This is a genomic window from Pseudomonas sp. LFS074 (genome assembly GCF_047978165.1).
GTDB classification, from domain to species: domain Bacteria; phylum Pseudomonadota; class Gammaproteobacteria; order Pseudomonadales; family Pseudomonadaceae; genus Aquipseudomonas; species Aquipseudomonas putida_P.
The window spans coordinates 1,127,753-1,147,242 of record NZ_JBFPFV010000002.1 but is presented as its reverse complement, the minus strand read 5'-3'; the positions used below and the strand labels follow the sequence as shown (position 1 = coordinate 1,147,242).

Below are 19,490 nucleotides of genomic sequence, written 5' to 3'. Positions count from 1 at the left end.
TTCCGTTGTGGGGCCTCTGCCGTATCCACGGTGATACGTGCGCGACCGAAGTTTTCAGGCGGCTATTGTTGTACGATTTGCAGGCATTTCTTCCAGCGGCGGATTATGCCTGAATATGTCGCTAGCGGATGAAGCCCCGAATGCCGGGACAACAACTATAAGAACGCTCAAGAGACCGACGGCATGACCCCTTTCGATGAATACCATCAGCGGCAGATTGCCGAAGCCATTGCCCGTGCCGAACGGCGTACCGATGCCGAACTGGTGACGGTGCTGGCCCGCCGTGCCGACGACTACGCCTATTGGCCTTTGTTCTGGGCCGCCGTACTGGCGCTGGCCGTGCCTGGGCTGTTGCACTGGCTGCTGGGCTGGCCTGGCGTGCGAGGCTTGCTGGTGGCCAATGTGTTGCTGTTCGTCGGCCTGTGCCTGCTGCTGCGCAACCCACGCCTGGCCGGCTGGCTGATCCCTCGGGGCCTGCGCCGCTGGCGTGCCTCGCGCCTGGCCCGGCAGCAGTTTCGCGAGCAGAACCTGCAGCGCACTGCAGGCGCCACGGGCGTGCTGATCTTTGTCAGCGAAGCGGAGCGGCATGTGGAGATTTTGGTCGACCGTGGTATCGAACATTACCTGGATACCACCGCCCGCGCGGCCATCGTGGCCCGCTTTGCCGAGCAGGTGCGCCAGGGCCGGACCTTGCAGGGCTTTGTCGAGTGCATCGAGGCCTGCGGCGAGTTATTGAGCGAGCACGTGCCGCCAACCCATGCCCGTAACGAGTTGCCCAACCGCCTGGTGATTCTCGATTGAGTCGGAAGCCGGCAGCATAGGGTGTAGAATGCGCTTCCCGCTATTCGAGGCACCGTTTCTCCATGTCCGCCAGTACTTCCGCCCCCTGTGCGCCAGATGCGCGCACCCAGTTTCTCGACCTGCTGAACGCCGCCTTGCACGGCAACACCCTGGTCAAGCTGGTGCTGGCGCGCCATGTCGGTGCCGACCAGACCTTGCAACGGATCATTGCCAAGCCGCTGCAGGTCAAGGGCCAGCCATGCCTGTCGCTGGTCTACCGCCACCAGACACGCGACATCACCCGCAACCTGCCGCTGGAGCAGGCCCAGGTGCTGGTCGCCGAGCTGCTGCCGGACAGCTTTCGCAATGCCCACCTGTTCGACGCTGACGGCGAAGTGCAGCTGACATTCAGCAAGAAGGGCAAACCGATGCTTCAGCGTCACGGTGCACAAGCACCGCGCGAGGCCGTCGCAGGCAGCGGCCACGACCGCGAGAAAAAGCGCTACCTGGAGCTGTCGCGGCCGTTCCTGCGCGACCTTGGCGTGACCGACGCACAAGGCGCATTGATCCCGTCCATGTCGCGCAAGTGGAAGCAGATCAACAAGTTCATCGAGGTCTTCGACCACGCCCTGGCCAGCGCGCCGGTGCCGGCGCAGCAGGCGCTGCGGGTCGCCGACTTCGGTTCGGGCAAGGGTTACCTGACCTTCGCCATGCATGACTACCTGCGCAACAGCCTGGGCCGCGATGCACAGGTGACTGGCGTGGAGTTGCGCCAGGACATGGTCGACCTGTGCAACGCCGCCGCCTCGCGCCTTGAGCACCCAGGGCTGGAGTTCCAGTGCGGTGACGTGCGCAGCGTCGTGCCTGCGGCCATCGAGGTGATGATCGCCCTGCATGCCTGCGACATCGCCACCGACTACGCCATTCACACCGGCATCCGCTGCAACGCTGCGATCATCATGTGTTCGCCGTGCTGCCACAAACAGATCCGTCCGCAACTGCACAGCCCAGGGTTGCTGCAACCGATGCTGCAGTACGGCCTGCACTTGGGCCAGCAGGCCGAAATGCTCACCGACAGCCTGCGCGCGCTGTACCTGGAAGCCTGCGGCTATGAAACCAAGGTGTTCGAGTTCATCTCGCTGGAGCACACCAACAAGAACAAGATGATTCTTGCGGTGAAGCGGCGGCAGGCGGTGGACAACGGCGCGCTGCTGGAGAAGATCGCCCAGCTCAAGGCGTTCTACGGGGTGCAGGAGCATTGCCTGGAGACGTTGTTGCGGGCGGATGGGTTGCTCTGACGGCCACCCACCTGCAGGTCTGTGGAGGACGTGTCAGCGTCGAGCAGAGGGTGGCTCGATCGCCAATGTCGCCTGCCCCAGCGGATGCGTACTGGCATCAAAGAAGTGCAGCGTGGTACTCACCAAGTCGGCGAACCGATCCACGAAATGCTGCTTCTGGTTGATCACCGAAGCCTCGCTCAACGGCCGGATAGCAATCGAAAGCTGCTTCGGCCGAGCCAGGCGAATGGCGTCGAGCAGGTGCTGGTCACTGCTGTCCAGATGCTGCCCGAACAGGCATAGCCCCTGGCTTTCCCGTGCCAGCTGCCCCAGGCACCAGCTCAGGTAGTCCGAGTGGCGGATGGCACGCAGTTTCTCGTCGCTGCGGTCTTCGTTGACGAACAGCGGTACTTCACCTGGGATGTTCACGGCAAACCCATCGAGCAGCTCGGCGCTTTCGGCGCTGCGTTGGCGGGTGGTGCCGTCGGGCAGCTTGAGCAGGTGCAGGCCGCCATGCAGGTGCAGCACGCGGGTGCCTTCGCTGCGGGTGCGGCGCACGTCGAAGTAGCCTTGCTCGTCGAACAGTTCGGCGAAGCCCTGCGGGGCGTATTGCACGGCCCACGGCAGCAGCAGGTCGTAGTTGCTGGTGTAGACGCAGCGGTAGCCGCGCAGGGCCTGGTTGAGCGCGGCCAGGGTGGTGGCAGGCATCAGTGGCCAGGGCAGGTGCACGGTACGCACGGCGTGGATCAGCGCTTCCTTGATCGAGTAGTAGCGGTTCAGCGGCGCGGTGGAGTTGATGGCCAGTGCGGCGTTGGCGCGTACTGTGATGTTGAGGGTGCTGAGTACGGGCTCGAACAGCTCCGTGCCCAAGGATTTGAACAATGCCTGGTCGCTGACCGCCAGGCCTTTCTTGCGGCCGGCGCGTTGCGCTTCCTCGAACAGCGAGAAGTAGCCGAACGGTTTCCACACTGCGCGGCTGGCGCCGTTGCCCAGCAGCAGGGCGTCGCAGGGGTGGCGGGCGGCGAGTGCTGGCCAGGAGGTGAGGGTGGCGTCGAGTGCAGGCATGCTGGGGTCCGTTGGGTGGAGCGGGGAACGGGGCGACTTTAGCATGTCGAGCGAGGTTCTCGAGAGCCGCTGTCCAGTTCCCGTCAGCGCTGTTCAGCTGTTTGCACACTTCGATTTCTGTTGCGCCAAACCCGATACGCCCGAATGCCTGCCCGCACCGAGCCGAACAGCAGTTTGTCTTCCATCTCCCGCGCCATCCCCGAGCGCACCAGCATGCGCAGGAAGGTACCCCGCGCGCGCGCGATGGCGAAGAAAATGCCCTGGGCGGCCAAGGTGTCGCGCACTTCGCGCAGGGCGGCGATGCCGCTGACATCGATGCTGGTGACGGCTTCGGCATCGAACAGCACGGCCTTTGGCTGGTTTTGGCTTTGCACGGCTTCTAGCAGGCGCATCTTGAAGTAGTCGGCGTTGAAGAACAGGATGGCGTCGTCGAAGCGGTACACCACCAGGCCAGGCACGGTGCGCGCGTCCTTGAATTTGCGGATGTCGACCTGGCCTTCGGTGCCCGGCAGCCAGCCCAGCACGGCATCGGTGGGCTGATAGATGCTGTAGAGCAGGCGCAGGATCGCCAGGGTCACGGCAAACACGATGCCGGGCAGCACGCCCAGGCCCAGCACTCCCGCCGTGGTCAGCAGGCACAGCCAGAACTCGAAGCGGCTTAGGCGTCGGATACGCCCCAGCGACTTGATGTCGATCAGCCCCCAGCCGGCCATCAGCAGCACGGCGCCCAGCGCCGCTTGCGGGATCCACGCCATGGGCGCGGTGAAGAACAGCAGGATCAGGGCAATCACCAGTGCAGCGATGATGCCCACCAGCTGGCTTTTGCCACCGACCATGTCGTTGACCGCCGTGCGCGAGTCGGCGCCGCTGATGGCAAAGCCCTGGGAAATACCGGCCGCCAGGTTACTCACACCCAGGGCGACGAATTCGTGGTTGGCATTGATCGCATAGCCATGCCGGGCGGCAAAGCTGCGTGCAGTGAGCATGGCGCTGCAGAAACTGACGGTTGCGATACCCAAGGCATCGCGCAGCAGGCTTTTCATTTCCGCCAGGTTGCTGTGCGGCCAGGCCAGTTTCGGGATGCCGGCAGGCACCGGACCGAGGATGGCAACGCCAAGGCGGTCAAGGCCGAACAGGCCGACCAGCAGCATGAACAGCGCCACCACCGTGAGGGCTGCAGGCAGGCGCGGGTAGCGACGTGGCAGCCAGATCAGCAAGCCCAGGGCGGCCAGGCCGATGATCAATGTTACCCAGTGGATTTCGCCCAGGCGCTGGAAGAAGTTGATCAGGCTGAGGATGAAGCCGTCGCCCTCGATCTTGAACCCCACTACCTTGGACAACTGGCCGGCGATCAGGCTGAGGCCGATACCGTTGAGGTACCCGATCAGGATTGGCCGCGAGAAGAAGCTGGCGATGAAACCGGCCCGCGCCAAGCCTGCGGCGATCAACATCACCCCGACCAGCACCGTGACGATAACTGACAGCTCGGCAATCCGCTGCGGATCGCCCATGGCCAGCGGCGCCACGGCGCCGGCAATCATCGCGCAGGTAGCGGCGTCGGGGCCGACCATCAATTGGCGTGAGCTGCCGATCAGCGCGTAGACCATCATCGGCAGCACACAGGCGTAAAGGCCATATTGCGGTGGCAGGCCGACGATCTGTGCGTAGGCGATGGCAATGGGGATCTGGATCGCGGCTACCGACAGGCCAGCTTGCATGTCGGCGTGGAACCACTCGCGGCGGTAATGCAGCAAGTTGGCAAGGCCTGGTAACCAGCGGGAGAGAAACATGCGTTGTCCTTTCGAAATGTTTCACGAATCCATTGAGCATATCCGCCAAAAGCCGTTTCGCTTGCACGCGCATACGCCCGCTGCGCATTGAAGCGGATCGGCGGGTAAATGGCCATGGGCCAGATCAAAGCAGAGGGGGAGAAACGAAAAAAGGAGCCATGGCTCCTTTTGACTGCGATGACGTTGCTGGAACGCCATGCGGGAATGCGATGTGGAGCGGGTAGAGGGAATCGAACCCTCAACTAAAGCTTGGGAAGCTTTCGTTTTGCCACTAAACTATACCCGCATCTGAGCTCGACTTTTTACCAGAACCCTCAACGAATTAGAAGCCCAAGTTATAAAAAAGCTTGTCGGCGCCCCATGGCTTGCGGGTGTCAGCTACAGGACGCCGAGCTGCTCAGATGGCCAATGCATGCTGCCCCTGTTGAACAGGCTGGTAACGTTGACGGGGTTCACGCACGGCTGGCTTGAGGAACCCCAGCATCACACTGCGGGTATCCTCGCAGGCGACCTTGTTCTCCATATCCAGGAAGTGGCCCGCATCGCGGATCACGCTGAACTGGCTTCTGCCCACGTGTTTGCTGAACTGCCGTGCATCTTCCACCGTGGTGTATTCGTCGCGTTCGCCGTTGATGAACAATACCGGGATGTTGATATTGCGCGCGCCATCCAGTGCACGTTCCAGGTCGTGATGCAGCACCTGGTTGATGTGGAAGTGCATCTGCGCGTACTCGTGGCTGTCCAGGCTGCTGACGTGGCGGTAGTTGAAGCGCTTGAACAGTGACGGCAGGTGCTTGCCGATGGTGTCGTTGACCAGGTTGCCGACCTGATAGCGGTCGCAAGCGGCCAGGTACTGGCAGCCACGGTCCAGGTAGTCGCGCATCGGCTCGTTGATCACGGGCGAGAACGAACTCACCACGGCCTTCTTCACGTACCGCGGCTGGTGCGCCAGCGCCAGCAGCGTACTTGCACCTCCCCACGAGAAGGACATCACGTGGTCCGCCTGGAAGTGCTCGATCAGCTCCAGGAGGATATGCGCCTCGGTCTCCTTGCTGATCAGCCGTTCCTGACGGTTGTGTGGTTTGGACTTGCCGGCATACGGCTGGTCGAACAGTACTACGTTGAACTGCGGGTGCAGGTTACGTACCGTTTGGGCGAACGAGGCCGTGGTGGCCAGCGAGCCGTTGATCAGGATGATCGTATTCTCGGCCGCATCCGCGCGATAGAACTCCGTGTAAACCCGATACTGACCTTGGATATCAAGTACAGCGATTTCTGGCCTCATGTCATCGACTCCTGGCGCAAAAAGGGTATTCGCGTCACCTAGGGTGCACGTTCTTTATGACAGGTAGGCATTTGCCTGAAGAGAAACCGGGGGCCCTGTGTCGATCCTTGGCACGTGCGTCGACGGTATTGTTTTTGGCGGGCAATTCGCCGTGCCCCAAGGCATCGAGGCCTTGGGTGGCCGGCAAAAAGGTGTCTTCGACTGCGGTCGTGACTTGGTAGTCACATGCAGACTGACGATTTGGATTCAAGCAGTGGGTCGTGGATCGCGCAAGTGCCGTTCGGGGAGAAATGTGACTTTTGTCGCTGAGCGGTCGTATGACGACTCCGCGCCGTCTGTTCCGGCCTCTTCGCGGGTAAACCCGCTCCCACAGGTATTGCACTGTACCCAATGACAGTGGACCTCCTGTGGGAGCGGGTTTACCCGCGAAGAGGCCAGAACAGGCAGTCTAGACAGTGGCTATTTCATCAGCCGTCAGTTCACGAAACTCCCCGGGCGCCAAACCAGGGTCCAGACAGATTGCCCCCATGCTTTCCCGGTGCAACCCCACCACCTTGTTGTTGAAGTGCCCGAACATGCGCTTGACCTGGTGATAACGCCCTTCGACGATCGCCAGCCGGGCCTGGCGCGGGCCGAGGATGTCCAGCTGGGCAGGTTGGGTGGTGAGGTTTTCGAAGGCGAAATAGAACCCCTCGCGAAACCTGGCCACATAGTGCTCGCCAATTTCGTCCTCGGTGTCCACCAGGTAATGCTTGGGCAGCTTGGTGGCAGGCTGGGTCAGGCGCCTTGACCACTGGCCATCGTTGGTCAGGATCATTAGGCCGGTGGTGTTGAAGTCCAGGCGCCCGGCTATGTGCAGGTCATCCCGCAACGCTGCAGGCAGCAGGTCGAGCACGGTCGGGTGCTGTGGGTCTTGGGTGGCGCTGACGCAGCCAGTGGGCTTGTGCAGCATCAGGTAGCGGGCCGGGCGGCCGGCCTGCAGCAGTTGCTCGTCCAGCTCCACGCGGCTGAATTCACGCACTTCGGCCAGTGGGTCGCTGACAATCTGGCCGTCCACCCGCACGCGGCGTTGCGCCAGCATCAGTCGGGCTTGCTGGCGGTTGTGGCTGGGCAGGTTGGCGAGAAAACGGTCAAGGCGCATGGAAACAGTCAGTGGTCAGCGGGTGAGCGGAGCTGGTCTTCGACAGCGGCGCAGCGCGGGCACAGGCAAGCCTTGTTGCGCAATGCGTCAGGCAGGGCCTGGATCACGGCCGGGTCGATGCTTACGCTGTAACACCAGCAGGCCTGTGTGGCGCGGCGCGGGTCGGCCAGGGCACATTGGTTGAGAGCGCCGCAAGCGGGGCAGTGTAGGCTGTCATTCATGGTTGGCATCACTGCAGACACGGTTGCGGCCTGCCTGCTTGGCACGATAAAGCGCACGGTCGGCGCGGGTCAGCAGGGTGTGCAGGGTATCCTCCGGTTGCAGGCTGCTCAGCCCGATGCTGGTAGTCAGGCGCAACGGCTGGTCGTCGTAGCTGAAGGTCAGTTGTTCGGTGCGCCGGCGGATCTTTTCCGCCACCTCGACCGCCTGCCGGCCTTCGGCTTCACGCAGCAGTACGATGAATTCCTCACCGCCCCAGCGGCACAGTATATCCGACTGGCGCAGGCTGCCTTGCAGCACATTGGCGAATTGGCGCAGCACTTCGTCGCCTGCCAGGTGGCCGTGGGTGTCGTTCAGTGCCTTGAAGTGGTCCAGGTCGATCAGCAAGGCCACCAGCGGGCCACTGTCGCGCTGGGCTTCGTGCAGTGCCTGGGCGGCGAGCAGGTCGAAGCTGCGCCGGTTGGGCAGGCCGGTGAGGCTGTCGAGGGTAGCCAAGGCTTCGGTGCTGGCCTGGTGGCGGCGGACCATGGCATGCACCAGCGCCAGCACCACCAAGGTGATCATGGCGCAGATCGCCAGGTTCAGGTACAGGGAGTGACGAATGCGGTCGAGGGCGCCGGTTTCGCGTTTGTCCACCAGCAGGTACCAGTCCAGTTCGGGCAGGTGGCGCACGTTGAGAAAGTGGCTTTGGGTTTCGCTGTCACGGTACTCGTGGCTGCCTTCGCCTGGCACTCGCTGCTCGGCCAGCACGTCATTCAGTTCGGGGTTGTCGCGCAGTGACTGGCCGACCCGCAAGCCATGCGGGCCACCTTCGGAGCCGGTCAGCAGCACCTTGCCTTTGGCATCGGTGAACAGCACCGCCCGCTGGTAGCGGCGTTGATACTGGTCGATCAGCTTGACCACCGACGATACGCTCAGCCCTACGCCTGCGGCGCCGATGAAGCGCTGTTGGTAGTCATGCACCTGGTAGTTGATGAACACGGTCAAGCTGTCGTGGTTGGCCATGTCCAGGTCGACATTGATCTCATAGGGGGCCTTGAGGTCACGCAGGCGGAAATACCAGGCATCGCGCCAGGTGCCCGGCTCGACATGTTTGAGTACGCCCTTGGCCTGGTAATAGGTCAGCGTGCGGTCGGACACGAAAAATGAGGTGAAGGTGTCCTGCTTGCCCATGACTTCGCCCAGGTAGCGGGTCATGCGCCCGGTATCCTGCTCGCCGGACAGCACCCAGTCGCGCAGGAAGGTGTCCTGGGCCATCATCGAGGCAATCAGCACCGGGCGAATCAGGTCTTTCTGGATTTCCGAGTAGACCGTGTCGGAGGTCAGTGGCAATTCGGTATTGACGATGCCGTCGCGGATGGCGCTGCGCGAGGCGAAGTAGCTGAGCAGTGAAGTGGCGAGGAAGCCGCAGGCAAGCAGCAGCAACAGGGTAAAGATCAGCGAGCGCTGCGAGAACAGAGCGGAACGTAATGGCATGATCTTCCCGTGATGTGTGCCCAGCCGCCCATTCTAGTGAGATGACCGGCAAATGACTGCAAGTTTTTCAGGGGTATTGCACCTGTATCAAATTGTTGCAGAAATGGCACTGCACCTTGGCGCCACTGTCTTATTCAGTGTCGATGAACGCATTTCGCATCGACGCTCGCCAGCGCCGCTGTTCGGGCACTCCAGCGGTCCAGGAGGCCGCCATGTCCTATCGAATTCTGTTGATCGCCCTGCTGGGGCTGATGACTTCTGCCTGCGCCCCTTATTACGAGAGCGGGGGCTATTACCGTTCGGACTACTACTCCACCGATCGCTATGTAGCGCCGGGGTATTACCGCTACGACCGCTACTACGTGACGCCACAGCCGCGCTACTACTACCAGCCGGCACCACGTTATTACTATCGGACGGCACCGGCGCCTTATTATCGACCGCATCCGCAGCCAGGGATGAACCAGTGGCACGGTAACCCGCGTTATGACTATGGCAACCGCCAGCGGCAAGACTACGGTCAGGACCGCGATCGCCATGACTATCGCAATAACAGCCAGCGTTACCAGCATGGCGACTGGCACTCCAATGGGCAGAGAAATGACGGCGGGCGCTGGGAGGGTCAGCGGGGGCAGGGCCGGGGAGGAAACTGGCAGCGGTAGGTAAATCGAAGCGGGGGCGCCTAGCGCCCCTGTCGCGACACAAGGCTATGCCAGGTCTGCCAACGGGTGCCGCCCCTCCCACGCCTTGGCAAAATGCGCCTCGACCACCGCTGCCGGCACCTGCGCCACATCCGGCCAGTGCCAGCGCGGCTGGTTGTCCTTGTCCAGCAGGCGGGCGCGCACGCCTTCGCTGAATTCAGGGTGGCGGCAACAGTTCAGGCTCATGCGGTATTCCATCTGGAACACTTGCGCCAACGACAGGTACCGCGCCCGGCGGATCTGCTCCCACACCAGGTGTGCCGTCAGCGGGCAGCCTTCGTGCAGGCGTTGGCCGGCAGTTGCCAACAAGGGGTCGTCATGCTGCTTGAGCCTTTCCAGCGCACACCAGGCCGAGGCCGCATCGGGCACGTCGAGCAACTGATCGATCTCCTGCCGTCGCGGCAGCCACTGGGCCTCTGGCAGCTCGGCGCAAGCTCGATGCTGCTCGGCCTTGAGCAGGCTGTACAGTTGCACGGCAGTCTGTTCTTGCCAGTTAAGTTGCAGTAATTCCTCGATCAGGGCTTCCTGCTGGTGCTCACCCAAAAAACGGTCGGCCAGGCCCAGATCCAGGGCGTCGCGCGCATTGATCGGCGCACCGGTCAGGCCGAGGAACAAGCCCAGCTTGCCTGGCAGCCGGGCCAGGAACCAGCTGGCACCGACGTCCGGGTACAGGCCGATGCTGATTTCCGGCATGGCCAAGCGGCTACTGGGTGTGACGATACGCACATTGGCGCCCTGCAGCAGCCCCATGCCACCGCCCAGCACATGCCCATGGCCCCAGCACAGCAATGGTTTGGGGTAGGTGTGCAGGGCAAAGTCCAGGCGGTATTCGGCGGCGAAGAAAGAGGCCGCCAGCGGTGGCACGCTGCCGGGGTGGTCGCGGCAGGCTTGCACCAGCGCCCGTACATCGCCACCCGCGCAAAAGGCTTTGGCACCGTTGCCGCGCAGCAGCACGCAGACGACGCCCGGGTCGCGGGCCCAGGCATGCAGTTGTTCGCCCAGTACTTCGATCATCGGCAGGTTCAGGGCATTGAGCGCCTTGGGCGCATCCAGGGTGGCAATGCCGATGCGGGCGCCATCGACGCCGGTAAGTACCTCGCAATGAATGGCCATGGACTACCTCTCGCAAGTCATCGCTCAAGTATGGCTGGCCTGGCCGATCATGCCGGTCGTCGGTCGGATCGTTTGACAAGCGGGAAGGGCTTACCTAGTGTCGCGCCATTGTTTACGGAAGGCCCCATGACTGACGACGATCGCATCAAACTCGAACCCAGCTGGAAGGCCGCATTGCGCGGCGAATTCGACCAACCCTACATGCATCAGCTGCGCGAGTTCTTGCGGGGTGAGTATGCTGCCGGCAAGGAGATCTACCCACCAGGGCCGCTGATCTTCAACGCGCTCAACTCGACGCCGCTGGACCAGGTGAAGGTGGTGATCCTCGGTCAGGACCCTTACCACGGGCCGGGCCAGGCACATGGCTTGTGCTTCTCGGTGCAACCGGGCGTGGCCACGCCACCGTCGCTGGTCAATATCTACAAAGAGCTGCAGCGCGACCTGAACATCCCGATTGCCAGCCACGGCTACCTGCAGAGCTGGGCTGAGCAGGGCGTGCTGCTGCTCAACACCACCATGACCGTGGAGCGTGCCAATGCGGCATCGCATGCCAAGAAGGGGTGGGAGTTCTTCACCGATCGCGTCATTCAGGTGGTCAGCGAGCAGTGCCCGAATGTCGTGTTCCTGCTGTGGGGCGCGCATGCGCAGAGCAAGCAGAAGCTGATCGACGGGACCAAGCACCTGGTGCTGAAGTCGGTGCATCCTTCGCCGTTGTCGGCTTACCGTGGGTTCCTCGGCTGTGGGCATTTCAGCCGGACCAACAGCTTCCTCGAACAACGGGGCATGGCGCCGATCAACTGGGCATTGCCACCGCTGTGATCACCTGAACTACCGCGTTGCTTTCTGAGCGGGCAAGCCCGCACAGAAGGCAACGTGATTATTGCGGGTTCGCATTCCACAAGCGGAACAAAGGCTCCGCCAGAAACAGCACGAACAGCAAGCGCATCACCTGCAGTGCCGTCACCAAAGGCACCGACAACTGCAGTGTCTCCGCCGTCAGGCTCATCTCGGCAATCCCACCCGGCATCATCCCCAGTGTCAGCGAACGCAAGTCCAGCGCAGTCATCACGCTCAGCACCCATGCGGCGCTGGCGGCAATCGCCATGCACAATGCCGTGGCCACCAGGGTGCGCCCGAGGAACGACGGTGCGCGGCGGAAGAACGCGCGGTTGAAGTGACAGGCCAGGCCACTGCCTATCAGCCACTGGCCGATTTGGCTGGCGCCATTGGGCAGGGCGATCTGCAGGTTACCGGCCAGGCTGACCGTGGCCGCCACCAGCAATGGCCCGAACAGCCACGGGTTAGGCTGGCGCAAACGCTGCCAGAGCAACGCAACGGCAACGCCCAGCGGGGCAATCAAGGCCAACCAACCCCAGCTCACGCTACCGGTGTGGTTCAGCGGCACCCCGTCACCCAGCAAAAACTTGAACAGCGCAGGCACGCACAGCACCACAGCCAGCACGCGCAAGCTCTGCGCTGCCGCGACCTGGCTGAGCACCGCACCATTGCGCGCGCCAAGGTTGACCATCTCCCCCGAACCGCCGGGCATGCTGGCGAAGAACGCCGTGGCGCGGTCTTCGCCGGTTCGCCGCAGCAACCATACGCTGATCACACTGGACAGGGTGGTGAACAACGCGCCGAAAAAGATCAGCGCGAAATGACTGGCCACCTGCTCGATCACCGCCGGCGTGAAATGCAGGCCAATGCCGATACCGATGATCCACTGCCCGCACTTGCGGCCATTGGGTATTTCCGACAGCTGCCAGGGGGTCAGGCAGCGCACCAGGATGATCGCCAGCAATGAGCCGACCATCCACGGCAAAGGCCAGCCGACCTTGCTGGCGGCAAAACCGCCAGCAAGGCCGACCAGCCCGGTCGCGACAAACAACGGCAACGAACGATCAGGCATCAGCCAGGGCCCGGCGCTGCTGGCTACGTTTGCGCCAGATGCGCAGCAGCGGCAGGGCGAACATGACCATGACCAGTGCCCAGACGCCCATGCTGATCGGGCTCGACCAGAGGATGCCCAGTTCACCGTTGGAGATCGACAGCGCCCGGCGCAGGTTCTGCTCCATCAACCCGCCGAGGATGAAGCCGAGCAGGATTGGCGACAGCGGGAAGTCCAGCTTGCGCAGGATGTAACCCATGATGCCGATACCGACCATCAGGAACAGGTCGAAGGTGGTGGCATGCACGGCATACACGCCGATCGCGGTGATGATGGCGATTACCGGCACCAGCGCCCAGTTCGGCACGGCGAGGATGCGGGTAAAGATGCGGATCATCGGGATGTTGAGGATCACCAGCATGATGTTGGCGATGAACAGCGAGGCGATCAGGCCCCAGACGATGTCCGGCTGCTGTTCGAACAGCAGTGGGCCGGGGGTGATGTTGTACAGGGTCAGGGCGCCGATCATCACGGCGGTGGTGCCGGAACCTGGTACACCCAGGGTCAGCATCGGTACCAGGGCGCCACAGCAGGACGCACCAATGGCGGTTTCCGGCGCGGCCAGGCCACGGGCATCGCCCTTGCCGAACTTGCCGCTTTCACCCGCCAGGCGCTTCTCGGTCATGTAGGCCACGGCGCTGGCCAACGTCGCGCCGGCGCCCGGCAGCACGCCCATGATGAAACCGAGCAGGCCGCAACGGATGTTGACCACGAACACCGAGGCCGCTTCCTTGAAGTTGAACAGCATGCGGCCGGTAGCCTTGACCGCCTGGTGGCCATGGTGGGTCTTTTCCAGCAGCAGGAGGATTTCGCTGATGGAGAACAGACCCAGCACCAGGACCACGAACTGAATACCGTCGGCCAGGTGCACGCTGTCACCGGTGAAGCGGTACACGCCGCTGTTGGCGTCGATACCGACCGCCGACAGGAACAGGCCGATCAGTGCGGCAATGAAAGTTTTCAGGGGTTTGTCACCGGCCATGCCGCCAAGCGCGACAATGGCGAAGACCATCAGCACGAAGTACTCCGCCGGGCCGAAGGCGATGGCCCATTTCGCCAGCAGCGGGGCGAATAGCACCATGCCGCAGGTGGCGATGAAGGCGCCGATGAACGAACTCCAGGCCGACAGCGACAGGGCCACGCCGGCCAGGCCCTGGCGGGCCATCGGGTAACCGTCGAGGGTGGTCATCACGGTCGAGGCTTCGCCCGGGATATTCAGCAGGATCGAGCTGATGCGCCCGCCGTACTCACAGCCCAGGTACACCGCGGCCAGCAGGATCAGTGCCGACTCTGGCGGCAGGCCGAGGGCAAAGGCGATGGGGATCAGCAGGGCCACGCCGTTGATTGGCCCCAGGCCCGGCAACAGGCCGACCACGGTACCGATCAGGGTGCCGGAGAGGGCGGTGACCAGGTTGTAGGGGGTCAGGGCAACGCCGAAGCCCTGGCCCAGGTAGCTCAAGGTATCCATGTGTCAGTTCTCCAGTACGCTCAGCAGGCCAAGGGGCAGGGGCACATCCATCACGCGGTCGAACAGCCAGTAGAGGAAGACGCTCATGCCGACCACCACGATGGCGCTGTACAGCCAGCGGCCGCCATACAGGCGGGCCATGGGCAGGCCAACGAGGATGGCGCTGAGGATGAAGCCCAGGGTCTCGAAGGTGGCGGCGAAGACGATCAGCAGGCCTACGCAGGCGGCGATCTTGGTCAGGGTCTCGCGGTCCAGCTCCGGCTCGTCGTCCTTGCGCACGATGGGGGTGGGGCGGAACACCAGATACAGCAGGCCCAGGCTCATCAGGCCGAGCATCAGCAGCGGGTAGGCGCGCGGGCCTACCGGTTCATAGGAAAACGCTGCCTGGTAGGGCCAGGCCATCACGGCCAGGGCGGCGCACACCGCCAGCAGGGCCAGGGCGAAGATGCGTTGCAGGATCATTGGGGAATCCTCGTTGGGATTGCTCAAGTGAGATGCAAATCCTGTGGGAGCGGCCTTGCGTCGCGATCGGGCGCGAAGCGGCCGCAAAACCTGCCACTGCGATGTGTCCGAAGCATTGCATCGGCTGTGCGGCCCATCGCGACACTAGGCCGCTCCCACAGGGGTGGTGGTGAGTCCGACAGGCTTACTGAATCAGGCCAAATTCCTTGGCCAGTGCCTTGTAGTCGGCCACTTGCTTTTTCACATAGCCGTCCAGCTCTTCACCGGTCATGGCGAACGGGAACAGCTCACGTTGATCACGCAGCTGGGCGAAGTCTTCCGAGGCCAGCATCTTGTCGAACGAAGCCTTCCACCAGGCGTAGTCTTCGTCGCTCACTTTCGGCCCCAGGTAGAAGCCGCGCACCACCGGCCAGACGATGTCGTAGCCTTGCTCCTTGGCGGTAGGGATGTTTTTCATTTCCGGCTCGTCCAGGCGGTTTTCCGAGAACACCGCGAGGATGCGCATGTTGCCGCTTTGGATGTGCGGCATGGAGTCGGAGATGTCGGTAGAGCCGACCTGGATATGGCCGCCCAGCAGCGCCGTGGCAATTTCGCCACCGCCTTCCAGGGCCACGTAGCGCAGGTCACGCGGGTTGATGCCGGCCGCCTTGGCGATAAGCGCAGTCTGCATCCAGTCCTGGCTGCCGACCGTACCGCCCGAGCCGATCACCACCTTGCTTGGGTCTTTCTTCAGTGCCGCGACCAGGTCATCGAGGGTTTTGTAAGGCGAATCGCTTTTCACCGCAATGGCACCGTAGCTGGTGCCGACAGCAGCCAACCATTTCACCGCGTTTTCGTCGAAGCGGCCGAACTTGCCTTGGGCCAGGTTCAGCAGCGAGCCGCTGGACCAGGCCACCAAAGTGCCTGCATCGGCTGGGCGCTGGGCGACCACGGCGTTGTAGGCCACCGCGCCGACACCGCCGGGCATGTAGGTGACGCGCATGGGCTTGCTGAGGATCTTTTCCTGCACCAGGGCGCTTTGCACCAGTTTGCAGGTCAGGTCGAAGCCTCCGCCGGGTGAGGCGGGGGCGATGCATTCGGGGCGTTTGGGTTCTGCAGCGAGGGCGTTGCCGGCCAACAGCAGGCAACCGGTTGCGAGGACGAGGCGGCGCAGTGAAAAGGTCATCGTCTATCTCCGTGAGCGTTGTTGTTATTGGATTACCGCTATGGGGTTACCACAGCGCCACGCTGTAGCTGACCAACAGCCTCACTTCGTCGGCGTCGCGGGCGAAGTTGGAGCGGAAGGTGGCGTTGCGCAGGCGCACGGCGACGTTCTTCAACGGGCCGCTTTGTACCACGTACTTAAGTTCCGTGTTGCGTTCCCACTCTTTGCCTTCACCGCCGGCCGCACGGCTGACGTTGTCACCGCTGATGTAGCGGGTCATGAAGGTCAGGCCGGGCACGCCGAGCGCGGCGAAGTTGTAGTCGTAGCGCGCCTGCCAGGAGCGTTCGTCGGCACCGGCGAAGTCGTTGATCTGGACGAAGTTGACCAGGTACGGGTCGGCGCCATCGACATAGGGGAAGGCGCTGTCGCCAGACAGCTGCTGCCAGGCGGCGCTGACCTTGTGCCCGCCCAAGGCGTAGCTGAGCATGCCGTTGAAGGTGGTGTTGTCGATGTTGCCGGCCTTGGCGGCGCCGGCGTCGTCGCTCACCGCCAGGCGCAGGTCGGCGCCCAAGGTGCCTGGGCCCCATGGCTGGGTGGCGACCATGCCGATGAAGTGCTGGCGGTAGATATCGTCGAGCTGGGCGAAGTGGTAGCTGCCGGTGATACGGTCGGTGAACTGGTAGTCGAGCCCGCCCAGGGCCAGGTTGTCGGCGCTGAAGGTGCCACCGAAGCGGCCGTTCTTGTTGTTCAGCGCCAAGTCTTCCCAGTTGGTGTCGTTGCGGTCCTTGGCCTTGTCCAGGCGGCCACCGGTGAAGGTCAGGCCCTTGATCTCCTTGGAAGTAAGCAGGCCGCCCTCGAAGGTTTGCGGCAGGATACGCCCGTCGTTGGGCTGCAGCGTTGGCAGCTCGGGGATCAGGGTGCCGATCTTGAGCTCGGTTTGGGAGATCTTCACCTTGCCGGTCAGGCCCAGCTTGGAATACTCATCGGCAGCCTTGCCGTCATCGTGGGTCGGCAGCAGGCCAGTGTCGGTACGGTCGGGGCTGGAGTCGAGCTTGATGCCGAGCATGCCCAATGCGTCCAGGCCAAAGCCCACGGTGCCATCGGTGTAGCCGGACTCGAAGTTGAGGATGAAGCCCTGGGCCCATTCGTCGCGCTTGGACTGCTGCGCGCTGGTGCCGTCGCGGAAGTCGCGGTTGAAGTACATGTTGCGGGTTTCGAAGGTGGCCGTGCTGTCTTCGAAGAAGGCGGCCTGGCTCATCGGGGCGACACCGGCAAGCGCGAGGGCGCTGGCGATGGCAGAGGGGCGTGCGGCAAAGGAACGGGTAGGCGCGAACGCCTGCGGCTGCGATGACAGCATCGTCGATGACTCCGTTTATTGTTCTTATTCGTTGCACCTTGCTGGTGCTTTTTTCGGCGCGAAGGGCGACCGTGGTGCGATGCTAGGCAACGAACCTTTCGCTAACCTTTCAGCGAGAAAGGTTTGTTACAAGGGGCTTCACAGGCGGGGTGACAGCGGTACACTCCGCGCCACTGCCCCACCCGAGCAGGGAGAATCCGATGCGTGTACTGCTGGTCGAAGACCACCTGCAACTGGCCGAAAGCGTGGCCCTGGCCTTGAAAAGCCACGGCCTGACCGTGGATGTGCTGCATGATGGCGTGGCTGCCGACCTGGCCCTGGCCAGCGAGGAATACGCTGTGGCCGTGCTGGATGTCGGCTTGCCGCGCATGGACGGCTTCGAGGTGCTGGCGCGTCTGCGCGGCCGTGGCAAGACCTTGCCAGTGCTGATGCTGACCGCGCGCAGCGACGTCAAGGACCGTGTTCATGGCCTGAACCTTGGCGCCGACGATTACCTGGCCAAGCCGTTCGAGCTCACTGAGCTGGAAGCAAGGGTCAAGGCCTTGCTGCGCCGCAGCGTGCTCGGTGGCGAGCGCCAGCAGCGTTGCGGGCCGCTGGTCTATGACCTGGACACCCGGCGCTTTACCCTCGGTGCAGATAACCTGACCCTCACCTCGCGCGAGCAAAGCGTGCTGGAAGCGCTGATCGCCCGGCCGGGCCGGGTGATGAGCAAGGAGCAACTGGCTGCCCAGGTGTTCGGCCTGGACGAAGAGGCCAGCCCCGACGCCATCGAAATCTACATCCACCGGCTGCGCAAGAAGCTCGACGGCCACCCGGTGGCTATCGTTACTTTCCGTGGCCTTGGCTACCTGCTCGAGCACCGCGATGCGTGACAACGGTAGCCTGCGCGGGCGCTTGCTGGGCAACCTGGCGTTGCTGCTGGTGGTACTGATGCTGGCCAGCGGCCTGAGTGCCTACTGGAACGGCCGCGAAGCCGCCGACACCGCCTACGACCGCACCTTGCTGGCCTCGGCACGAACCATCGCCGCAGGCCTGTCGCAACGCGATGGCTCGTTGAGCGCGGATGTGCCCTACGTAGCCTTGGACACATTCGCCTACGACAGTGCCGGCCGCATTTACTACCAGGTACTGGACATCAAGCAGCGGCTGATTTCCGGCTACGAGAACCTTCCGCCGCCACCGCCCGGCACGCCGCGCACCGACGACTACCCGGCCTTGGCGCGGTTCTACAACGCCACTTACCTGGGCCAGGACGTGCGCGTGGTGAGCCTGCTGAAGCCGGTAAGTGAGCCGAACATGAACGGCATGGCGGAAATCCGCGTGGCCGAAACCGAGGAAGCGCGGGTGCGCATGGCCCGTGGATTGATGGCCGATACCCTGCTGCGCCTGGGCATGCTGGCGTTGGCTGCGCTGGTGATGGTGTGGTTTGCCGTGAGTGCCGCGTTGCGGCCGTTGGAGCGCCTGCGCACAGCGGTAGAAGAGCGCCAGCCTGACGACTTGCGGGCCTTGCCGGTGGTGCAGGTGCAGCGCGAGCTGAGCCCGCTGGTGCGGGCCTTGAACCACTTTACCGAGCGCTTGCGTGGCCAGTTCGAGCGCCAGGCGCAGTTCATTGCCGACGCCGCCCACGAACTGCGTACGCCGCTGGCAGCGCTGAAGGCGCGGGTCGAGTTGGGTTTGCGCTCGTCCGAGCCGCAGGAGTGGCGACAGACCTTGGAGTCAGCGGCCCAGGGCACCGACAGGTTGACCCATCTGGCCAACCAGTTGCTGTCGTTGGCGCGGGTCGAGAATGGCGCACGGGCAATTGCCGAAGGTGGCGCGCAGCGCCTGGACCTGAGCCAGTTGGCGCGCGAGCTGGGCATGGCCATGGCGCCCCTGGCGCACAAGCGTGGAGTGGCGCTGGCGCTGGAAGCCGAGGCACCCGTGTGGCTCAAGGGTGAGCCGACACTGTTGAACGAGCTGTTGAGCAACCTGGTGGACAACGCCTTGGCGCATACGCCAGCGGGAGGCAACGTGATTTTGCGGGTCGTTGCGCCGGCGGTGCTGGAAGTGGAGGACGACGGGCCCGGTATTCCCGAGGCTGAGCGCGAGCGGGTGTTCGAGCGGTTCTACCGCCGCAGTGCCCAGGGCAGTGGGCTTGGGTTGGCGATTGTTGGCGAAATCTGCCGGGCGCATCTGGCGCAGGTGAGCCTGCATGATGGCGAGAAGGGCGGGTTGCGGGTGCGGGTAAGTTTTATCGCAGATTGATGGCCCTGCCAGGGCTTCGC

18 protein-coding genes and 1 tRNA gene are annotated in these 19,490 nt (G+C 63.3%); 6 read left to right on the top strand and 13 right to left on the bottom strand.

The annotated features are described in order from the left end of the window. Positions 1 to 183 precede the first annotated feature (183 nt). Both ACNQP3_RS23445 and ACNQP3_RS23440 read left to right on the top strand, forming a co-directional pair. Positions 184 to 801, top strand: a complete 618-nt coding sequence (locus ACNQP3_RS23445) for a TPM domain-containing protein (RefSeq protein WP_012273957.1) — start codon at positions 184 to 186, stop codon at positions 799 to 801. A gap of 62 nt (positions 802 to 863) precedes the next feature. Further along, positions 864 to 2,078 carry a class I SAM-dependent methyltransferase gene (locus ACNQP3_RS23440; protein WP_012273956.1) on the top strand — a complete coding sequence of 405 codons (1,215 nt, stop codon included), beginning with the start codon at positions 864 to 866 and terminating at the stop codon, positions 2,076 to 2,078. Positions 2,079 to 2,111: 33 nt separating this feature from the next. On the opposite strand, the gene ACNQP3_RS23435 is transcribed toward ACNQP3_RS23440, so the two are convergent. From ACNQP3_RS23435 to ACNQP3_RS23405, 7 genes are all read right to left on the bottom strand, one after another. Continuing rightward, the gene (locus tag ACNQP3_RS23435; RefSeq protein ID WP_264316512.1) at positions 2,112 to 3,122 is read right to left on the bottom strand and encodes a DUF4917 family protein; all 1,011 of its coding nucleotides are present in this window, start codon (positions 3,120 to 3,122) and stop codon (positions 2,112 to 2,114) included. 83 nt (positions 3,123 to 3,205) lie between these two features. Continuing rightward, the gene (locus ACNQP3_RS23430; RefSeq protein ID WP_060494229.1) at positions 3,206 to 4,912 is read right to left on the bottom strand and encodes a SulP family inorganic anion transporter; all 1,707 of its coding nucleotides are present in this window, start codon (positions 4,910 to 4,912) and stop codon (positions 3,206 to 3,208) included. A 212-nt stretch (positions 4,913 to 5,124) separates the two neighbouring features. After that, positions 5,125 to 5,198: transfer RNA gene (locus ACNQP3_RS23425), tRNA-Gly, on the bottom strand. Between the two features lie 111 nt (positions 5,199 to 5,309). Beyond that, positions 5,310 to 6,197, bottom strand: coding sequence for a (R)-3-hydroxydecanoyl-ACP:CoA transacylase (gene phaG / locus ACNQP3_RS23420; RefSeq protein ID WP_012273953.1), 888 nt, complete (start codon positions 6,195 to 6,197; stop codon positions 5,310 to 5,312). Between the two features lie 448 nt (positions 6,198 to 6,645). Continuing rightward, the gene (locus tag ACNQP3_RS23415) at positions 6,646 to 7,338 is read right to left on the bottom strand and encodes a pseudouridine synthase (protein WP_060514031.1); all 693 of its coding nucleotides are present in this window, start codon (positions 7,336 to 7,338) and stop codon (positions 6,646 to 6,648) included. Between the two features lie 8 nt (positions 7,339 to 7,346). Beyond that, positions 7,347 to 7,559: a cysteine-rich CWC family protein gene (locus ACNQP3_RS23410; protein WP_012273951.1), complete on the bottom strand. Its 213-nt coding sequence runs from the start codon at positions 7,557 to 7,559 to the stop codon at positions 7,347 to 7,349. Further along, positions 7,552 to 9,033 (bottom strand): sensor domain-containing diguanylate cyclase, encoded by a 1,482-nt coding sequence (locus ACNQP3_RS23405; RefSeq protein WP_264316511.1) that lies wholly within the window; start codon positions 9,031 to 9,033, stop codon positions 7,552 to 7,554. The genes ACNQP3_RS23410 and ACNQP3_RS23405 overlap by 8 nt, the downstream gene beginning before the upstream one ends. A 212-nt stretch (positions 9,034 to 9,245) precedes the next feature. Here ACNQP3_RS23405 and ACNQP3_RS23400 point away from each other — a divergent pair, with 212 nt between their 5' ends. Next, the gene (locus ACNQP3_RS23400) at positions 9,246 to 9,695 is read left to right on the top strand and encodes a hypothetical protein (RefSeq protein ID WP_012273949.1); all 450 of its coding nucleotides are present in this window, start codon (positions 9,246 to 9,248) and stop codon (positions 9,693 to 9,695) included. A gap of 45 nt (positions 9,696 to 9,740) precedes the next feature. Here the strand turns inward: ACNQP3_RS23400 and ACNQP3_RS23395 are convergent, their stop codons facing one another. Next, positions 9,741 to 10,847, bottom strand: coding sequence for an enoyl-CoA hydratase/isomerase family protein (locus tag ACNQP3_RS23395; protein WP_012273948.1), 1,107 nt, complete (start codon positions 10,845 to 10,847; stop codon positions 9,741 to 9,743). Positions 10,848 to 10,973: 126 nt separating this feature from the next. Between ACNQP3_RS23395 and ung the strand changes: the two genes are divergently transcribed. After that, positions 10,974 to 11,666, top strand: coding sequence for a uracil-DNA glycosylase (gene ung, locus ACNQP3_RS23390; protein WP_012273947.1), 693 nt, complete (start codon positions 10,974 to 10,976; stop codon positions 11,664 to 11,666). Positions 11,667 to 11,724: 58 nt separating this feature from the next. Here ung and ACNQP3_RS23385 read toward each other — a convergent pair whose 3' ends face one another. From ACNQP3_RS23385 to ACNQP3_RS23365, 5 genes are all read right to left on the bottom strand, one after another. Then, positions 11,725 to 12,756 carry an AbrB family transcriptional regulator gene (locus tag ACNQP3_RS23385; RefSeq protein ID WP_012273946.1) on the bottom strand — a complete coding sequence of 344 codons (1,032 nt, stop codon included), beginning with the start codon at positions 12,754 to 12,756 and terminating at the stop codon, positions 11,725 to 11,727. After that, positions 12,749 to 14,263: a tripartite tricarboxylate transporter permease gene (locus tag ACNQP3_RS23380; protein WP_012273945.1), complete on the bottom strand. Its 1,515-nt coding sequence runs from the start codon at positions 14,261 to 14,263 to the stop codon at positions 12,749 to 12,751. The genes ACNQP3_RS23385 and ACNQP3_RS23380 overlap by 8 nt, the downstream gene beginning before the upstream one ends. 3 nt (positions 14,264 to 14,266) lie before the next feature. After that, on the bottom strand, positions 14,267 to 14,725 hold the full coding sequence (locus ACNQP3_RS23375; RefSeq protein WP_012273944.1) for a tripartite tricarboxylate transporter TctB family protein: 459 nt from the start codon (positions 14,723 to 14,725) through the stop codon (positions 14,267 to 14,269). A gap of 184 nt (positions 14,726 to 14,909) precedes the next feature. After that, complete coding sequence (locus tag ACNQP3_RS23370; protein ID WP_012273943.1) at positions 14,910 to 15,890, bottom strand: Bug family tripartite tricarboxylate transporter substrate binding protein; 981 nt, start codon at positions 15,888 to 15,890, stop codon at positions 14,910 to 14,912. Positions 15,891 to 15,936: 46 nt separating this feature from the next. After that, on the bottom strand, positions 15,937 to 17,226 hold the full coding sequence (locus ACNQP3_RS23365) for an OprD family porin (protein WP_012273942.1): 1,290 nt from the start codon (positions 17,224 to 17,226) through the stop codon (positions 15,937 to 15,939). A gap of 200 nt (positions 17,227 to 17,426) precedes the next feature. On the opposite strand from ACNQP3_RS23365, the gene ACNQP3_RS23360 reads away from it, so the two are divergent. Together ACNQP3_RS23360 and ACNQP3_RS23355 are read left to right on the top strand one after the other, a co-directional pair. Next, the gene (locus ACNQP3_RS23360; RefSeq protein WP_012273941.1) at positions 17,427 to 18,098 is read left to right on the top strand and encodes a response regulator; all 672 of its coding nucleotides are present in this window, start codon (positions 17,427 to 17,429) and stop codon (positions 18,096 to 18,098) included. Next, on the top strand, positions 18,091 to 19,470 hold the full coding sequence (locus tag ACNQP3_RS23355; RefSeq protein ID WP_060514034.1) for a sensor histidine kinase: 1,380 nt from the start codon (positions 18,091 to 18,093) through the stop codon (positions 19,468 to 19,470). The genes ACNQP3_RS23360 and ACNQP3_RS23355 overlap by 8 nt, the downstream gene beginning before the upstream one ends. Positions 19,471 to 19,490: the final 20 nt, after the last annotated feature.